This window comes from Shewanella putrefaciens (assembly GCF_016406305.1).
GTDB lineage: Bacteria > Pseudomonadota > Gammaproteobacteria > Enterobacterales > Shewanellaceae > Shewanella > Shewanella putrefaciens_C.
In genome coordinates this window covers 3,883,818-3,899,530 of the sequence record NZ_CP066369.1, presented here as the reverse complement: position 1 = coordinate 3,899,530, position 15,713 = coordinate 3,883,818, and the positions used below count along the sequence as shown (strand labels likewise).

Genomic DNA, 15,713 nt, shown 5'->3' with positions numbered 1-15,713 from the left:
GGGTGAGCTAAATATCAGAAGTTTCACTCCTTTATCGCCAGCGCCTCCCGAGTGACTTGAATTAAGACCGGATCGCCCCCATTTAGTTTTCAAGATTGTGAGATAAAACTGAGGTCAGTATGTTTTTAATCCTATTTTTATTATTTGTGCTGATCCCAGTACTTGAGCTGTCAGTGCTTATCCGTGTGGGTGAAGTGCTGGGCACCTGGACCACCATAGGCCTAGTGCTGTTTACCGCTGTGCTCGGCGTGTCTTTAGTGCGCAGCCAAGGATTAAGCACTTTAATGCAAGTGCAGCAAAAACTCGCCCGCGGTGAAGCGCCGGGACAAGAAATTGTCGAAGGTATGATGTTAGCCATGGCGGGGGTTTTACTGGTGATCCCAGGTTTTGTCACTGACTTTATGGGGCTATTGCTATTAACGCCTTTGACTCGCCGTCCGATTGCCGCTTTAGTCTTTAAGCGTATGCAACTGCGCGTGATTGCAGGTTTACAGGGGGGAATGCACGCTGGCTTTCATGCCAACCAAGGTCCCTTTGGCGCTAAGCCGCAGGACCCCTTTGGACAGGGCGATGATAGAGCGAAAAAAGACGGCAATGTGTTTGAGGGGGATTTTGAACATAAGGACGATCCCAGTGATATCAAACCCGTTAGCCATCAAATTCCCAATAACGAGCAGGATAAAGATCCTAAGCCTTAGCTTTTATTAGATCCGCACTCCTGTTCTTTCGTCAATACCAGCGGCCTGTGGAACCATCCTAACTGCGCCGCTGGTTCGTTTACCTACAAAAATTCCACCGAGTTAAGAAAGGCCTCAGCCGTGCGGCGGTTCTGGCCGTCGTCATTGTAGCTGGCGGTTAAAATCAATAGGTGATTATTGTAGGCGTAGGCATGTTGCACTAAGGTGCCTTCTTTACCCATATTCATGCTGATCTCATAGCCTCGCTGTCCCCCATGTTCGATATATCCTCGGGTCAGTTGCAGCTGTTCTACCCCCTCAAGCCCCTTGAAATTTTGCGCCAATGCATTGGCATCGTCGAAGGAAAGCTCGGTAATATCTTCCTCGTCGATAGTGTCAAACTGGGAGCTTAAGGTCACAACGCTCATCACTAGCAGTTCCTTAGGGTGTTTTTGCGTAGTAATGCTTTCAATGTTCACTTGGCCCGAGCTTTCAAACTTGGCCTCAGGATTGGCTAACATTTGGATTTTAACGGGGATCGAACTTAAAAAGTGGGATTCTAGGGGTTTGGCCGCATACCATTTTTGGTAAGCGAAAAAAGCGAGACCGAGCACCATTGCGAGCTTAATAAGCTTCATAAATATCCTTATTTAATTGTTATTCCTTGAGTTTCATACTCGATGCCCAGTGTAAATGCCAAGGGAGAAAATCGCAAGCCTTGTGGATGCAACACACTGTTATAGATGGAAAATGGTATTGAGGGAAAAGATATTGAGGGGAAATGGCCAATCGATACGCTTACAACTGTATCGATCGGCCGCGCCGGGAAGCGTTTAGGGGAGGCGTGAGTCGCTAGTTAGCGTGCTCATCTATGGGTATCGCTTTGATATTGAAGGCAAGGCTATACATCACTGGCAGCACTATTAAGGTCAGCAGTGAAGCAAAGCCTAAGCCAAAGATTATCGTTATCGCCATAGAGCCGAAGAAGGCATCGGGAATGAGTGGGATCATCCCCAGCATGGTGGTGATCGCCGCCATCATCACGGGGCGAACGCGACTAATGCAGGAATCGACAAGGGCAAGGTAGGCGCCTTTCCCTTCACTGAGTTCGAGGTTGATTTGATCGACCAAGACAATCCCGTTTTTAATCACCATGCCCGATAAACTCAGTAGGCCGAGCAGCGCCATAAAGCTAAAGGGGGCATCGAAGAGCAGCAATCCCGCCGATACCCCAATCAGGGCCAGTGGCACGGTAAACCAAATCACTAGGGGTTGGCGCACCGAGTTAAATAGAAACACTGTGATTAAAAACATTGCCAAATAACCCAATGGAATCGAGCTAAATACCGCGGTTTGAGCTTCACCCGCGGTTTCATACTCGCCGCCCCACTCTAGGTGGTAACCCGCGGGTAACTCGATAGCTTCGACCTTATCCCTCACTTTGCGCAGCACAGAATCGGCAGTTTCATCGCTGCCTAATTTAGGATCGGCCAGCACAGCGAGCATACGCATACGGTCGCGGCGCATTAACAGGGGGTCCTCCCATTCAGTGTTAAAATTGCTCACCACTTGGGTCGCAGGCACAAAAGTATTGTGTTCGCTGCTCCAAATTTGCAGCTTCCACAGACTGTCGGCCTGCAGGCGTTCTTCGGCGGGGGCTCTGGCGACGATTGGTAATAGGTGGCTGGTTTCACGGTATAGCCCAATTTGTTTACCGCTAAAATTGACCAGCAGCGCATTGTCGAGATCTTGCTTGCTGATCCCCGTTTCCCTCGCTTGGGCATTTTCTAACTGCGGACGGATTAAGGGCACTCGATTGCGCCAATCATGGCGAATGCTGTCCATGCTCGGCTCCGCCTGAAAAATTGCTTTCGCTTGGGCACCGAGAGCGCGCAGTACTTGGGGGTCATCACCATAGAAGCGCGCTTCTATTTTGGCGGCGGGCGACGGGCCGTTTTCCATATTCTTGAGGCGATATTGTGCCTGGGGAAAGCGTTGATTTAAAAATTTATCCAGCTCAGGCAGATAGGCCTGCAGTGATTCAAAATCCTGCATTTCGATGATCAATTGGGCGAAGGCGGGGTAGCCCTTCTCCGGTTGATAGGGCAAGACAAACCGCTGGGCACCTTGGCCTATGACTGTGGTTAAGTGGACAAGACCTGTATGTTGCTCCTCCGCTTGCTTGAGTAATAGCTGCTCAATATCGGCGGTAAAACGCTCGGTAGCCTTAATGTCTGTGCCCTCCGGCATCCAAATATCCACAAAGAAGATTGGCGTATTCGAGGCGGGGAAAAACACATTTTTGATATGACCAAAGCCAACGATTGCGCTGAACAGCATGGCGCCAACCAGTACAATGCTGGTGATTCTAAAACGCAGTGCAAAGGTCAAACTGGCGCGATAAAGGCTGAAGAACCAACCCTTGTAAGGGTCTTGGGCTTCTTCGTCGCTCGGCGCATCCTTAAATAATAGATGGCAGAAGAACGGCGTTAATGTGATGGCGGTGATCCAGCTGATAAACAGCGAAATCATCAACACTTGGAATAAAGAACGGCAGAACTCCCCCGAGGCATTTTGTGATAAGCCAATGGGCGCAAAGGCGATAATGGCAATCACAGTCGCGCCTAAGAGTGGCCACTGGGTTTGAGCCACAATTTGCTTAGCGGCTTCGAGGCGAGTCTTACCACGGCGCAGGCCGATTAAAATCCCTTCGGTGACCACAATGGCGTTATCCACTAACATGCCGAGGGCGATAATCAGCGCACCGAGTGAGATGAGTTGCAGCTCAATCCCCAACACTTTCATCACGATAAAAGTACCGAGAATAGTGAGCAGCAGGATTAAGCCCATCAGCAAACCCGAACGTAGGCCCATAAACAGCAGCAATACGGCGATAACGATGGCAATCGATTCGAGTAAGTTGATTAAGAAGCCGTTGACTGTCTTATCGACCGCCAGGCTCTGGTTATAGACAGTGTCTAAGCTCATGCCTATCGGACGCTGGGATTCGAGTTCGCTTAGGCGGTCGCTCACCCTCTGGCCGACTTCCACTACGTTGACGCCGCTTGAGAAGGAGATCCCCAGTGATAGCGCCGCTTCTCCACGGTTGTGGTACAGCACATCGGGGGTTTCATCGTAGTCTTTTTCAATATGGGCAATATCGCCGAGGTAAATCAGTTCGGTGCTGCCAGGAGGGCTTACGATCAAGCGGGCGAGATCCTGAACGCTGCCAAACTCGCCCGTGGGATGGATGCGAATACGGTTGTCACCAATGACGAGACTGCCCGCATTGGAGACCACGTTTTGATTGTTGACTAGGCCATAGATATAGCTTTGATCTAGCCCCAGCGCCGAGAGTTTTTGCTGGGAGATTTCAATCACGACCTGTTCGGTTACGCTACCCGCTATTGAGACTTTCTTGACCCCAGGCACCAGCACTAGCTCGCGGCGCAGATAGTCGGCGTAATTAGTGAGCTCGCGGTTGCTGTAGTCTGGTCCTGAGAGGTTAAATAAAATCCCATATACATCGCCAAAATCGTCTAGCACTTTGGGCGCGCTGGTTCCTAGGGGGAGTTGCCCCGCAGTATCATTCATCTTACGGCGCACCTCATCCCATACCTGTGGCAGGCTGGTTTTGTCATAGCTTTCTTTGATTTCAATCTTGATTTGCGACAGGCCAGCACTGTTTATCGAAGTGACATGCTTAACGGCATCCAGTTGTTGCAGCGCATTTTCAAGCGGTAGGGTGACTTCCTCTTCGACTTGCTCCGGTGATGCGCCGGGATAGGCGGTGATCACGAGCGCTTCTTTAATGGTAAATTCGGGGAATTCGAGTTGCCCTAAACCGGTAAAACTGACGCCGCCACCCACGAGGAGCAGCAACACAAACATCCAGCTAATGACTTTATGGCGGATGGAATACTCAGCAATATTCATTCGTTATACTCCACGCTGCCAGCGTAGCGGCTTAACTTTCATGCCATTGGATAATTGGGAAACGCCCGCACTCACAATCAGATCGCCCTTTTTGATACCGCCCAAGATTTCAATCCCTTGGTTAGTTACTCGCCCGAGTGTGACCTCAACTGGGCTGACCTCGCCGGATTGGGCTTGATATAGCCAAACCTGCACTTTGCCATCTTGGTCGCTCTTATCGATAGCGGTCACAGGGACTATGGCGGTTATAGGAGCCATTTCGGTTATTGGATCAACTGCGGTCACTGGGATTTTGCTGTGCTCAGTGGCCTTGACTAAGGCCAAAGTTAGCTCGGCGCTCATACCCGGAAGTAATTGAATATCTTTAGGTTGTGGTAATGAAAACACCACTTCATAGGCCTGAGTACCAGGGGTGACTTGGGTTGAGTATTCTTTAAATCTCGCGTCAAACTCTATGCCTTCTAACGCGCTAAAACGCACCTTTGCGCTAAAGTTTGGCTGCTTGATATACTCGTTTAGGCTGGCGGCCATGGCCTCGGGCACTTGGATGCTCACATCGAGTAAGTTATTGTTTTGCAAGGTTAGTACGCCTTGGTTGGCCTGCACTATCTGATGATTATCCACTAACCGTTTCGCAATAGTGCCGTTAAAGGGCGCGGTTAAGCGGGTATAACTGAGTTGATCGCGCGCCGCCGCTAGGGCCGCCTTAGCGGATTTCAATTGGGCCTGAGTGCTATCGAATTCGGACTGGGAAATCAGCTTGCGATTGAGCAGCTCCACCTTACGTTTAAAGTCGGCGGCTAAGAGTTCATGCTCCGCCTCGCGGGTCATCAGATTATTGTAGGCGTCTCTGTCGTCGAGTTTCGCCAGCAAGCTCCCCTCGGTAACGGTTTGCCCCTCCACCAATGCCAGTTCGGTTAATTGCCCTGAAATTCGAAACGATAATTCGGCGCGGCTATTGGCGGCGACCCTTGCTGGGAAAGTTCTAAAATCTCCCCCTTCGAGTTGCACTACTTCGAACAATTTGACCGGGCGAATGGGCGGCGTTTGTACAGAACTTTCAGCCGGTGAACAGCCGCTCAGCAGGGCAGAAAGCGGCAGGAGCGAAAGCAGCATGGCTAAGGGCAAGCGTCGATATGATGGCATGGTGGGGTATCCTTTGTAACAAATTGTCAGCATTTGTGGCGGCGAAGATAACAGCTAAAACAGTTGCAATAAACGGGATACTTTGGGATTATCGGTCCCACTTATTGAGATTGACCTTAGGGCGAATATGAAGACAGAGGACTTAGCGTTATTCCACCGAATAGCTGAAACGGGCAGTTTGATCGAAGCCGCTGATTTACTTAATTTACCTAAGTCAACGGTCAGCCGTCGTTTGCAGGCATTGGAGGATGAATTGAACATCAAACTCTTCCATCGGCAGAGTCGTTCAATGACCCTCACTTCCGCGGGTAGCCATTTTTACCAACGTTCGCAAAATATCTTGGCCCAGCTCGATGAAACCCTGTTCGAGATGACCAATGACGATGCCGAAATAAGCGGTCATCTGCGGATCCAAATGTTCCCTATCCACAGCATGAATGTGTTGATGCGGGCCATTTTTCGTTTTATGGATTTGCACCCCAAATTGACCGTCGAAGTGATAAGCAGCGCTGAATCCATTGATATGGTTAAAAATAATATCGATGTCGCCTTTGTGGTTGAACCCGCATTAGACACCTTAGATTTAGTCGTGCGCCCAGTGTTTACGACGGATCTGCGCTTCTATGCCAGCCCCAAATATTTAGCGAAACACGGCACTCCGAAAACGCCCCAGGAGATTGAGTCCCACAATGTCTCCTTATTTCGGTTATCAAATGGCAAAATCTTCAATGAGTTATGGATCGGGACCGAGCATGAAGTCAGAGTCCGAGGGAATTTTTGCTCTAACAGTGTCGAAGTGGCGGTGGAGTTTGCCCTGCAGGGGCGGGGAATAGTGTATGCCCCCTCCGAAGTTGTGGTCGATTTTGTGGGCTCTGGGGAGCTAATTAGCCTGCTGCCTGAAATAGAAGCCTACCATGGAGAATGCTATTTAGCTTACCCATCAAGGCGTTATGTGAGCTTGGCGAGTCGTCGTTTTATCGACTTCATTATGCAAGAACTCGCCCCCAACGGCGTGCCGACCAATATGAGCGAGGCGAGTCCGCGCAGAGCATGTAAAGCCTCGAAGGAAGCGTTCCCCAACGACGATCTGCGTTTTCGACGGTAACCCATAGCTAAGTGCACAGCTAAAGCTAAGTGCACAGCTAAGTGCACAGCGAAGCGCTATCAGCCTTCAAGATTGGCGTTGGCGGCAGTGGTCTTGGCGGGTTCACAGATCCGCTGGGCTAAATAGTAACAGGCAATCCCCATTAGCAGATTGGTGATGGGGAGCGCGAGTAATAAGCCTTTCACCCCATCGACATAGGACCCCAGCGCCGCCAGCGGTAGCATCAGCAGCACTAAGCGGCACAGGTTAATCACTAAGGAACTCATGGGTCTGTGGTAAGCATTGAGGGCAGTCGCGAAAATAATCACTATGCCTAATGGGCCGTAGGCGCAGGGCAATACCAGAATATAAAAACTTAGCCACTCTAGCACTTGCGGATCGGTACTGAATAAATGGGCTATAGGCTGGGCCAAAAACGCCAGCGGAATATAGAGTAACGTTTGGAATACAAAGATAAATTTAAGGGATAACAGCAGCGCCTGTTTAGCCCTTTGGGGTTGTCCTGCGCCTAAGTTTTGCGCGATAAAGGGCATCAGGCTCGACGATAACGCCATGACCACAATCAAGAGTAATGACTCGAGCCGAGTGCCGGCACCAAAAGCGGCCACGGCGCTATGGTCGATATGGGCCAGCATCGCCATAATCACAGCATTCGCTAACGGATTGATTAAATTCATTAATGCCGCAGGCTGGGCAATATGGGCTAATTGGCTCCAATTGGCGCGCATTCTATCGATATCGAAGGCGGCCCACTCCAGCATTTTACGCTTAATAATCAATAGATAACTAGATAGTGATAGGGCCACAACCCAAGCGATAAGCGTCGCAATCGCCGCGCCTTGGATTTCTAAACGGGGAAACGGCCCAATGCCGAAGATCAGTAAAGGGTCGAGGATAAGGTTAATAATGGCCGCCAGCGCCATAATCATCGCCGGGGAACGGGTATCGCCCGTGGAGCGTAAACCCTGATTGCCCACCATTAGTACGACCAATAATGGCGCCGCTAAATACCAGTAAATCATATAGTCGTGGATCAACGGCAAACTGCTCTCATTGGCGCCGAGTAAACTAAACAGCGGTGTAATAAAGATGCTGCCAAGGGCGGCTAAACTGGCCGTTAATACAAAGGTGAGCAGTAGGGCGTCGTGTAAAAAGACCTTTGCCTTTGGGGCATTTCCCGAACCTATCAGTCGCCCTAAATTGGTCGATACCCCGGCGCCAATGCCGATGGCAATGCTTGAAATCACTAAGGTCACGGGAAAGGTAAAACTAATCGCCGCTAGGGCCTCAGTGCCTAACTGACTGATAAAAAAAGTGTCAGCGAGGCTAAAACCTAGAATGGTCATAATGCCAATCAAGTTGGGGAGGCTCATGTTGAGCAGTACACGACCAATTGGCGCGCTGAGCAGCCCGTGTCTGTCTTTCATGGGGGAAATAGTGCCTTGTTTGCGAGCGGAGGCGAGATTCTAGCAGGATTGTGCCCACTTGAAAAAACTGACATCAAAAAAATGAAATTTTTTTTGTAAAGGCACTTGGATCTGGGGGGCTTAAACCCCATATCACAGACATCAAAGGGGAAGGCGGACGTGCCTCCTCTTTTTCATCACAAATCGCCTCGATTGTTGGGCATTAAATCATTAGGAGAGTTCATAGATGAATATTCGTCCATTACATGACCGCGTAATCGTTAAGCGTCTAGAAGTTGAGTCAACTTCAGCGGGTGGCATTGTTTTAACTGGTAGCGCCGCTGAAAAATCAACCCGCGGTGAAATCCTTGCAGTGGGCAATGGCCGTATTTTGGAAAACGGCACAGTTAAACCACTGGATGTAAAAGTGGGTGACGTGGTGATCTTCAATGAAGGTTACGGCGTTAAGAAAGAAAAAATCGACGGTCAAGAAGTCTTGATCCTGTCGGAAGCTGACCTGATGGCAGTGGTAGGTTAATCCTTCGCATCAATTCGACATTCCAATTAATCATTAAAAATGTAAAGGAAATTCAAAATGGCAGCTAAAGAAGTTGTATTTGGTAACGACGCTCGCGTAAAAATGCTGGCTGGCGTAAATATTCTCGCGAACGCAGTGAAAGTGACCTTAGGTCCTAAAGGCCGTAACGTAGTATTAGACAAGAGCTTTGGCTCTCCGCTGATCACTAAAGACGGTGTTTCTGTTGCCAAAGAAATCGAACTGACAGACAAATTCGAAAACATGGGCGCGCAAATGGTGAAAGAAGTTGCTTCTAAAGCCAACGACGCCGCCGGTGATGGTACTACTACTGCAACTGTACTGGCTCAAGCCATTGTTGTTGAAGGTTTAAAAGCCGTTGCAGCCGGTATGAACCCTATGGATCTTAAGCGCGGTATCGACAAAGCCGTTATCGCTGCTGTTGCTGAATTAAAAGCCTTATCACAACCTTGTGCAGATTCAAAAGCGATTGCGCAAGTTGCGACTATCTCTGCAAACTCTGACGAATCTATCGGCGAAATCATCGCAACTGCGATGGAAAAAGTCGGCAAAGAAGGCGTGATCACAGTTGAAGAAGGCCAAGCGTTAGAAAACGAATTGGACGTAGTAGAAGGTATGCAGTTCGACCGTGGCTACCTGTCTCCTTACTTCATCAACAAGCCAGAAACCGGCAGCGTTGAATTAGATCACCCATTCGTCCTGTTAGTAGACAAGAAAATCTCTAACATTCGTGAACTGTTACCTATCCTTGAAGGTCTAGCAAAAACTGGTAAGCCACTGCTTATCGTTGCTGAAGACGTTGAAGGCGAAGCCTTAGCAACTTTAGTTGTGAACAACATGCGCGGTATCGTGAAAGTGGCAGCCGTTAAAGCTCCCGGCTTTGGCGATCGTCGTAAAGCTATGCTGCAAGACGTTGCAATCCTGACTGGCGGTACTGTTATTGCTGAAGAAATCGGCCTAGAGCTTGAAAAAGCGACACTGGAAGATTTAGGTACAGCTAAACGTGTTGTGATCACTAAAGACAACACCACCATCATCGATGGTAACGGTGAACAAACACAAATTGCTGCTCGTGTAAGCCAAATCAAACAACAAGTTGAAGAGTCAACTTCTGACTACGACAAAGAAAAACTGCAAGAGCGTATGGCTAAACTCGCTGGCGGCGTAGCAGTCATCAAAGTTGGCGCAGCGACTGAAGTTGAAATGAAAGAGAAAAAAGCCCGCGTTGAAGATGCCCTGCATGCCACTCGCGCTGCGGTAGAAGAAGGCGTGGTTCCTGGCGGCGGTGTTGCGCTGGTTCGCGTAGCCTCTAAGATCGCTGAACTTGAAGTATTAAACGAAGATCAAAAACACGGTGTGGTTATTGCCCTGCGTGCAATGGAAGCGCCACTGCGTCAAATCGCCACTAACGCGGGTGAAGAAGCGTCAGTTGTAGCTAACACAGTGAAGAACGGCAGCGGTAACTACGGTTACAACGCGGGTAACGACACTTACGGTGACATGTTAGAAATGGGTATCCTTGACCCAACTAAAGTAACTCGTTGTGCGTTGCAATTCGCTGCGTCTATCGCAGGTCTGATGATCACCACAGAAGCTATGGTTGCTGAAGTGCCAAAGGCTGATGCGCCAGATATGGGCGGAATGGGTGGGATGGGCGGAATGGGCGGCATGATGTGATCCTAGCTGGTTAAAATCGTTTATAGCTGCGTTACTTTGTTACTCGTGTAGAAAAACACTACACGTCGCAACAAAAAGCCTTGCTCTAAAACGATTTTTCCTGCGCTAGATTAGCAAACATCTGCGGTCTTTAGCTTAATCGCTTAAAACCTAAATTGTTGTAAAAAATGAAAACCCCGATACTGGCAACAGTATCGGGGTTTTGTTTTTTTGTCTGATGACTTGGGTAAGTATTAGGTGTACTTACCTACACTTTTTGGGTTTTAAGCACTGAAATAGTTACTGAAAGTGTAACATCGTATACTTTTGCTGGTGGTTAGATGGTTCCATCTTTCAACATTGTTAGTCATTGCGGCCTAACGGCCGAGGTGAATCAAAGTCGTGGGGCTTCACCCCACACCGGACCAAAAGGGAAAAAGCGCCTGTTCCCCTTTTGGCTTATTTATAAAACATGGCCCGGCGTCCCTAACGGAGTTGAAAGCCCCTCGGGCATTAAGCGTCCTTATGCTATCGCGTCAGACGCTCGTCCCTGATTCGACTGACGCTACCTCGGCATCTGATAGGCAGGATGCCTGAATGTCGTGAAGTGCATGGTCAATGATGTTCCATACATCATTCTGACATTTCCCATTTCCCTATGGGTCTGATGCACGAGAACGACCATGCCTCGATCACGCAACGAACACAAATGCCCTGCGGCCACTCCGAGGTGAGGGTGAACTTCTGTTGCTTATGTATTGGCTATTAATCAACGGAGATTTATGCCTGCCCCATCTTTGGCCGCTACAATTTTTAGAAAATTTAATAATCGGTGGCTCGTTAAATTTGTCTTCTTACGCCATAGTATTTTCAGGATAATAAAAGGATCTTACATCCAAATAGCTTGATTAAGTGTACTTCGCAATCTTTTAACTGTTTCGACACCAACACCTTCGATATCTAATAATTGATCATCAGTTGCATTGAGCAGTTGTTCTATAGTGGAGAAGTTGTTTTTACTGAATAGTTCTATTTTATGCTTTGTGAGGCCGTAAGGGTATATATTTGATTTCTCTAAGATGTTAATATCTTCTCCAAGAATTTTCAGTTCTAAAGCTACATCCGGCTCCGGATTTTCTAACGTATATAATTCACTCCCCTTATGATACTCGATTGATTCATCTTGTGATTTAAGCCACTTGTCAAAAATATCATTAGTTATTCTTGAACCAGGTATATACTCTAGAATATTACATAAATTTAGTGCATATCTAGTTCCTCGGCCTCTAGACTTCATAGCTCTTGAAGCTTCACGTCGAGAAATGAATCCAGTATATTCCAGTATTTCAAAAAGTTTACTTAATCTTTGGTTAATCTCTCTAAGAATTATTACTGTTCTTTCTGATTTATTTCCAGCCTTTTCAAACAATATTTCAGCTAATTTTAGTGAAGGTTCTACCATTGGTTCGTAAATACCTAACTTAGGTTCTATTTCCTCAATCAATGGCCAATAATAATTTTGGGCTAAGTTTTTTAATGTCTCTGACAAGTTTGATAATGAAACTTTATCGCTTCCCTTTAAATCAGTTATCAATGCGTGACATGAAAACATGTAAGCTCTCATATTACCTAGCACAGCTTTTCCAAGAAACGTTGCTACATCTGTACGATTGAAGCCATTAATAAATGTCTTATCTGGCAGAGATTTACTAAATCGTTTATTCATCACTTCCACAAAAATCTCTGAGAAGTCAAGGGAAGATTCACTTCTTACAACATCAATTACTGTTGCATCATTATATACGTCGAACCTTGTACCAAACTGAGTAACCCCAGGGTATATTGATGCTTTACAAGAGATAACACTATTGGATAACGTTCTAAACATATCAAAGAATTCATTCAATGATGTTTCTCGACCTATATGTGCAGCATCATCAAATAAGATAACGATTCGTTTTTGTAAAATAGATGCTAGTTCAGTTAGTTCTATTTGCAAACTACCAGTAGTGCATATATTTGTTTCGATATAAGTCTGATGGTTTTTTAAGCTGGAATTAACTGCTTTTGAGATAAGATTACAAAGTAAGGCTTCATATTTATCACCTTTACTTCTTAAAAGTTCTAAATGCCGTAAGCTAAGATAAATACCTAATGTATTACTATTAATATCATGAGGAAAAAGCTCTAAAGAGGCTTTAATCATTAGAGCACTTTTTCCACTTCCTCTTGCGCCTTTAAGAAGTACTGGTCCATGTGCTTTTAGCTTAGAAATACATCTTAGATCGTGCTTTGTGAAGTAATGATATGATTCGAAGTCTTCAATATTAAAGTCTTCAGCTGCTAACACTAATGAGTTATCTTCTAAAACATCATGCACCATGAGTTATCTCCAAGGTTTGTACGTTTTTAAAGCTTTCAAATGCATCTTCTCCTGTACGATTATAAGCAAATGGCACAAATGATACTATAAGAGCTAAAGACGAAAGGTAATATAAAACATCATTAATTAATGAATTCACGGTATTATCATCATATGCTGCACCAATTGGTACGACCATTTCGTGGTGAACACCTTTGGATAGTGAGGAAAATAATCTTGAGTAACCATCTCTTATTCGTAAAATGACAGTTCCTTCTTCATAACTTTGAATTTTATTATACCATGGACCAAGTTTTTCTTCAGTGGAGCTATCTAAAACACTTGTTACGCTTTTTTCTAAGACTATATTGGTTATATAGTCGCCTAGAAGAGCTCTTGTTGGATTGTCCAAATTCTTATCATCCCATAGTTCTTTAACCTTACTAGCCATTACATCGCCTTGCCAACGTATGGATGACTTGTGTGGTTTATCTATTGCATAGTCTGCCTGTTTTTGCTTTCCTCGTAATAATAACACTCTAAATGGATCTAACCTTGCTATTAAGGCAGTTGTTCCCAATTCTAATATAGACCTACCTAAAAAAGGACCGAAAAGCATCCTTCTATCTGCGGACAACTCTAAGAAGTTTTGTATTTCTATGCTTAATTTGTCAATTGTTTCAGATATATGCAAAAAAATCTCATCGATTTCTCCCGTGTTTTCAGTGTATAAATTTCCACATAATAGTTTAGATAAATGGCTTTGCGCTAGAGGTGTCACAATGAAGATATTCCTTAATAAAATTATCTTTCAATCATAGGGTAGTTATTATCTTATAACGTATAAAAAATTTAACGAGCCACCCATTGTTAAATTTCAGTTTTCGTTGTGAAACTTATTTATTGACTTGCCTGCCAGTGAGATGATTGCTGTGATTTTGTAAAATCGATTAATTTTTATTTGAGATTTTCAAAGTTAATGAAAAGTTCTACTTCCCATTCTTCTTTGCTCTTTTTATATATCTTACCCATAGCACTGAGCCGTGGGTTTTACGCATTTCAAAGAGATCGATTGCGGCAAAGAGATCGCTGAGTTTTTTAAATCCGTAGTTTCGCTGATCAAAAGAACTGTGATTTGAGATATGTGATCCTATTGGGCCAAGTTGCGCCCAGCCATCTTCCTCTTCGGTTGCTTCTATGGCTTGACGCAACATATTGAGCAGTTTGGTGTCACTTTTTAAATTACATTTCTGCGGTGTGGCGGTTTTGGGCTGAACTAGCTTGGTTTTACTAACTGAGTCTGGTGCCGTTGGTGGCGGCTGGGTTAATTCTGATATCACCTCTATTTCGTCTGCGATAACAACAGGTTCAGCATCGAGGTAGAGGAAGCGTGAGCAGCTATTGACGAAAGCGGTTGGGGCTTTACGTTCACCGAAACCAAAAACGGTTTTGCCGTCAGCTAAGGCCCGAGTTACCAAAGGGGTAAAATCGCAATCCGAGGATATCAGGCAGATAATGTCGATATCTTTTGTGTATAGAATGTCCATTGCATCAATAACTAAAGCAATATCGGTGGCATTCTTACCTTTGGTTAAATCAAATTGTTGAATAGGCTGAATGGCATATTCATGCAGGATATCTTCCCATGGCTTTAGGTTCGGGCTTTTCCAGTTACCATAAGCCTTTCGAATACTGATTAATCCGTGTTTTGCAAGCTCAGCGAGTACCACATCAAACTTCTTGGCTGGCGCATTATCGGCATCAATAAACACCGCAATTTTTTCTTTATTCTGCATGTGGGTTCCAACAAATGTGGTTGTTTTTACTCGTTCATAAGAGGGGAGGTTGGTTTTAGCTTTGAAGTTAATGGTGGTGTTGTTATCCCAGGATTGAAGCACGCTACCGCCCATGGCTCTTGCTACCAGACAGCAAATATAGAAGATAAATTTTAATAAAAACAATGGCAAAGCTATCAGTTTGTGGTGGCGAAAACCTTAGCTTGAATCACAATTAGCTGCGTTAAGCTAGATTCCTTTGGCATGTGTATAAAACGAGTTGGTAAGAAGGGGGCATCTTTAAGGAGAGGTATTAAAAGCTTGTCCTTGCCTTGTTCGCTTTTGTCGAGCGGAGCTTCCCTGACTCATTTTTATATCGCCATATTTTATTAACGAGGCTTTTCGATAACACTAAACTAGCGCTGATTGATTAAGTAATTGCTTAAGCGTTGTTTATCAATCACAAAGTTAAACTAGCGTACAGCATATGGTGAATTGCAGCAATAGTGAGCAAAGTGCCTGCTTGGATTCGTGAGTGGAAAGGATGGTGAGTCACTTTTTAAGAAAATCGCAGACAACAGCAAAGGATAAATCGAGAACAGGCAAATAGCGGTTTAGCTTGTCCCATCTTTCTCATTTGCTAGTTATGATTGCTGGCGTCTTGGCCAAATGTAGGTGTACTTAGCTACACTTTTTGGGATTTAAGCTCTGAAATAGCAGTCAAAAGTGTAACATGGTACACTTTTGGCTGGTTTACAATTTTCAACAGTCAAAAAGTGTAGTTCTGTACACTTTTATATTGAATGGGGCTGATTTTAGGGCTAAGGTGTATGAAGTTACACTTTTGGAGAAGATGATGGCATTACCGCTAAATCAACAATCCCTCGGCTTGTTAATTAAAGAACGTAGGAAAAGTGCTGCTCTTACCCAAGACGTGGCGGCTATGCTGTGTGGCGTGACCAAAAAAACCTTGATCCGTGTTGAAAAAGGTGAGGATGTTTATATCTCAACCGTATTCAAAATCCTTGATGGTCTGGGGATTGATATCGTTTCGGCTCAAACAAGCGACACCGAAACTAACGGCTGGTATTAAC

12 protein-coding genes are annotated in these 15,713 nt (G+C 45.7%); 5 read left to right on the top strand and 7 right to left on the bottom strand.

Annotation, left to right across the window (positions count from 1 at the left end; all coding sequences use genetic code 11):
* The first annotated feature begins 119 nt into the window (after window positions 1-119).
* Window positions 120-698 (top strand): FxsA family protein, encoded by a 579-nt coding sequence (locus tag JFT56_RS17030; protein ID WP_198781173.1) that lies wholly within the window; start codon window positions 120-122, stop codon window positions 696-698.
* A gap of 83 nt (window positions 699-781) precedes the next feature.
* Here the strand turns inward: JFT56_RS17030 and JFT56_RS17025 are convergent, their stop codons facing one another.
* The 3 genes from JFT56_RS17025 to JFT56_RS17015 all read right to left on the bottom strand — a co-directional run bounded on the left by JFT56_RS17025 (window position 782) and on the right by JFT56_RS17015 (window position 5,759).
* A complete protein-coding gene (locus JFT56_RS17025) occupies window positions 782-1,315 on the bottom strand; it encodes a hypothetical protein (protein WP_198781172.1) in 534 nt (177 codons plus the stop codon).
* A gap of 214 nt (window positions 1,316-1,529) precedes the next feature.
* The gene (locus JFT56_RS17020; RefSeq protein WP_198781171.1) at window positions 1,530-4,613 is read right to left on the bottom strand and encodes an efflux RND transporter permease subunit; all 3,084 of its coding nucleotides are present in this window, start codon (window positions 4,611-4,613) and stop codon (window positions 1,530-1,532) included.
* 3 nt (window positions 4,614-4,616) lie between these two features.
* Window positions 4,617-5,759, bottom strand: coding sequence for an efflux RND transporter periplasmic adaptor subunit (locus JFT56_RS17015; protein ID WP_198781170.1), 1,143 nt, complete (start codon window positions 5,757-5,759; stop codon window positions 4,617-4,619).
* Window positions 5,760-5,886: 127 nt separating this feature from the next.
* On the opposite strand from JFT56_RS17015, the gene JFT56_RS17010 reads away from it, so the two are divergent.
* Window positions 5,887-6,864, top strand: coding sequence for a LysR family transcriptional regulator (locus JFT56_RS17010; RefSeq protein WP_198781169.1), 978 nt, complete (start codon window positions 5,887-5,889; stop codon window positions 6,862-6,864).
* 59 nt (window positions 6,865-6,923) lie between these two features.
* Here JFT56_RS17010 and JFT56_RS17005 read toward each other — a convergent pair whose 3' ends face one another.
* On the bottom strand, window positions 6,924-8,291 hold the full coding sequence (locus tag JFT56_RS17005) for an MATE family efflux transporter (protein ID WP_198781168.1): 1,368 nt from the start codon (window positions 8,289-8,291) through the stop codon (window positions 6,924-6,926).
* Window positions 8,292-8,517: 226 nt separating this feature from the next.
* Here JFT56_RS17005 and JFT56_RS17000 point away from each other — a divergent pair, with 226 nt between their 5' ends.
* Together JFT56_RS17000 and groL are read left to right on the top strand one after the other, a co-directional pair.
* A complete protein-coding gene (locus JFT56_RS17000) occupies window positions 8,518-8,808 on the top strand; it encodes a co-chaperone GroES (protein WP_006086113.1) in 291 nt (96 codons plus the stop codon).
* 57 nt (window positions 8,809-8,865) lie between these two features.
* The gene (groL, locus tag JFT56_RS16995; RefSeq protein ID WP_198781167.1) at window positions 8,866-10,503 is read left to right on the top strand and encodes a chaperonin GroEL; all 1,638 of its coding nucleotides are present in this window, start codon (window positions 8,866-8,868) and stop codon (window positions 10,501-10,503) included.
* Between the two features lie 868 nt (window positions 10,504-11,371).
* On the opposite strand, the gene JFT56_RS16990 is transcribed toward groL, so the two are convergent.
* The 3 genes from JFT56_RS16990 to JFT56_RS16980 form a co-directional block, all read right to left on the bottom strand.
* Window positions 11,372-12,865, bottom strand: coding sequence for an ATP-binding protein (locus JFT56_RS16990; RefSeq protein ID WP_198781166.1), 1,494 nt, complete (start codon window positions 12,863-12,865; stop codon window positions 11,372-11,374).
* Complete coding sequence (locus tag JFT56_RS16985; RefSeq protein ID WP_198781165.1) at window positions 12,855-13,625, bottom strand: hypothetical protein; 771 nt, start codon at window positions 13,623-13,625, stop codon at window positions 12,855-12,857. The genes JFT56_RS16990 and JFT56_RS16985 overlap by 11 nt, the downstream gene beginning before the upstream one ends.
* Before the next feature lie 208 nt (window positions 13,626-13,833).
* Entirely contained in the window at window positions 13,834-14,640 is an 807-nt protein-coding gene (locus JFT56_RS16980) for an NYN domain-containing protein (protein ID WP_198783623.1), read from the bottom strand.
* An 835-nt stretch (window positions 14,641-15,475) separates the two neighbouring features.
* On the opposite strand from JFT56_RS16980, the gene hipB reads away from it, so the two are divergent.
* Window positions 15,476-15,712: a type II toxin-antitoxin system antitoxin HipB gene (hipB, locus tag JFT56_RS16975; protein WP_198781164.1), complete on the top strand. Its 237-nt coding sequence runs from the start codon at window positions 15,476-15,478 to the stop codon at window positions 15,710-15,712.
* Window position 15,713: the final 1 nt, after the last annotated feature.

Bases quoted from the DNA above. Each gene is read 5' to 3' on its own strand.
- JFT56_RS17005 (WP_198781168.1), bottom strand. From the start codon at position 8,291: ATGAAAGACAGACACGGGCTGCTCAGCGCGCCAATTGGTCGTGTACTG.
- JFT56_RS17030 (WP_198781173.1), top strand. From the start codon at position 120: ATGTTTTTAATCCTATTTTTATTATTTGTGCTGATCCCAGTACTTGAG.
- JFT56_RS17025 (WP_198781172.1), bottom strand. From the start codon at position 1,315: ATGAAGCTTATTAAGCTCGCAATGGTGCTCGGTCTCGCTTTTTTCGCT.
- JFT56_RS16990 (WP_198781166.1), bottom strand. From the start codon at position 12,865: ATGGTGCATGATGTTTTAGAAGATAACTCATTAGTGTTAGCAGCTGAA.
- JFT56_RS16980 (WP_198783623.1), bottom strand. From the start codon at position 14,640: ATGCAGAATAAAGAAAAAATTGCGGTGTTTATTGATGCCGATAATGCG.
- groL (WP_198781167.1), top strand. From the start codon at position 8,866: ATGGCAGCTAAAGAAGTTGTATTTGGTAACGACGCTCGCGTAAAAATG.
- JFT56_RS17010 (WP_198781169.1), top strand. From the start codon at position 5,887: ATGAAGACAGAGGACTTAGCGTTATTCCACCGAATAGCTGAAACGGGC.
- hipB (WP_198781164.1), top strand. From the start codon at position 15,476: ATGGCATTACCGCTAAATCAACAATCCCTCGGCTTGTTAATTAAAGAA.
- JFT56_RS17020 (WP_198781171.1), bottom strand. From the start codon at position 4,613: ATGAATATTGCTGAGTATTCCATCCGCCATAAAGTCATTAGCTGGATG.
- JFT56_RS17015 (WP_198781170.1), bottom strand. From the start codon at position 5,759: ATGCCATCATATCGACGCTTGCCCTTAGCCATGCTGCTTTCGCTCCTG.
- JFT56_RS17000 (WP_006086113.1), top strand. From the start codon at position 8,518: ATGAATATTCGTCCATTACATGACCGCGTAATCGTTAAGCGTCTAGAA.